Source organism: Mycobacterium sp. E3247 (assembly GCF_001667785.1).
Lineage (GTDB): Bacteria > Actinomycetota > Actinomycetes > Mycobacteriales > Mycobacteriaceae > Mycobacterium.
In genome coordinates this window covers 1-1276 of the sequence record NZ_LZJG01000039.1, presented here as the reverse complement: position 1 = coordinate 1276, position 1276 = coordinate 1, and the positions used below count along the sequence as shown (strand labels likewise).

Sequence of the window (1276 nt, the reverse complement as noted above, 5' to 3'; positions counted from 1 at the left end):
TAGTCCCGCTATTCTCCTCTTTGTATGCACGTGTGGGTGCCAGCGGAGGGGAAGCCGCTGGCATTGCGCGGGCCTGAAACGATTGGGTTGCGATGACGTCTACGAACGGGCCATCGGCGCGAGATTCTGCTGGTAAGCGGGACACCGGTCCCAGCGAGGGCCAGCAGGGCAGGACACAATTCTTGACCGTCGCCGAGGTGGCCGCGTTGATGCGGGTCTCGAAAATGACGGTGTACCGGCTGGTGCACAACGGCGAGCTGCCCGCGGTCCGGGTCGGGCGGTCGTTCCGGGTGCACGCCAAGGCGGTGCACGACATGCTCGAGACGTCTTACTTCGACGCGGGCTGACCCGAAACCGCACTCCGCGATCACGCGGCGGGCGCCGGCGCCGGTTTGGTGTTGGGCGTATCCCGCCGGGTAAAGTGTCCGGGTCAATCCTGCAAGCAGGTCACGGGTCAGATAGCGGAGTTCATGGGTTCAGTAATCAAGAAGCGGCGCAAGCGCATGTCGAAGAAGAAGCACCGCAAGTTGTTGCGTCGCACCCGGGTGCAGCGCAGAAAACTCGGCAAGTAGGGCCCAACCGCGGCGTAGTGCTGCGGTCTCCGGAGTCGATAGGCTGTTTGGGTGGATCAGTCGAGTGGGGAAGGCGCCGGAACCGGCGACACCACGAGCAACACGGTGCATTACCCCAAGATTGTCCTGGTTACCGGTGCGTGCCGGTTCCTGGGTGGTTACCTGACGGCTCGGCTCGCGCAGAACCCGATGATCAAAGGGATCATCGCGGTGGACGCGATCGCGCCCAGCAAGGACATGCTGCGCCGGATGGGCCGCGCCGAGTTCGTTCGTGCCGACATCCGTAATCCCTTCATCGCCAAGGTGATTCGTAACGGCGAGGTCGACACGGTGGTGCACGCGGCGGCGGCGTCCTACGCGCCGCGGTCCGGGGGCACCGCGGCGCTGAAGGAAATCAACGTGATGGGCGCGATGCAGCTGTTCGCGGCCTGTCAGAAGGCGCCGTCGGTGCGCCGCGTCGTGCTCAAGTCCACGTCGGAGGTGTACGGGTCCAGCGCGCACGATCCGGTGATGTTCACCGAGGACAGCACCAGTCGCCGTCCCCTGCGCGGCGGTTTCGCCAAGGACAGCCTCGACATTGAGGCCTACGCGCGCGGCCTGGGTCGGCGCCGGCCCGATATCGCCGTGACGATCCTGCGGCTGGCGAACATGATCGGGCCGGCCATGGACACCACGCTGTCGCGGTATCTGGCCGGGCCGTTGGT

At 65.5% G+C, this 1276-nt stretch carries 3 protein-coding genes; all 3 read left to right on the top strand.

The genetic code is table 11. The annotated features are described in order from the left end of the window. The first annotated feature begins 92 nt into the window (after positions 1–92). Entirely contained in the window at positions 93–347 is a 255-nt protein-coding gene (locus A9X04_RS01750; protein WP_067917146.1) for a cell division/environmental response transcriptional regulator, read from the top strand. 123 nt (positions 348–470) lie between these two features. Continuing rightward, positions 471–572 (top strand): 30S ribosomal protein bS22, encoded by a 102-nt coding sequence (locus A9X04_RS29365; protein ID WP_003402602.1) that lies wholly within the window; start codon positions 471–473, stop codon positions 570–572. 51 nt (positions 573–623) lie between these two features. Next, positions 624–1276, top strand: a 653-nt coding sequence (locus A9X04_RS01745) for an NAD-dependent epimerase/dehydratase family protein (RefSeq protein ID WP_156764175.1), incomplete at its 3' end; no start/stop codon positions are given.

What these genes read in the sequence shown, in the direction of transcription:
- A9X04_RS01750 (WP_067917146.1), top strand. Translation starts at nt 93, where the DNA reads ATGACGTCTACGAACGGGCCATCGGCGCGAGATTCTGCTGGTAAGCGG.
- A9X04_RS29365 (WP_003402602.1), top strand. Translation starts at nt 471, where the DNA reads ATGGGTTCAGTAATCAAGAAGCGGCGCAAGCGCATGTCGAAGAAGAAG.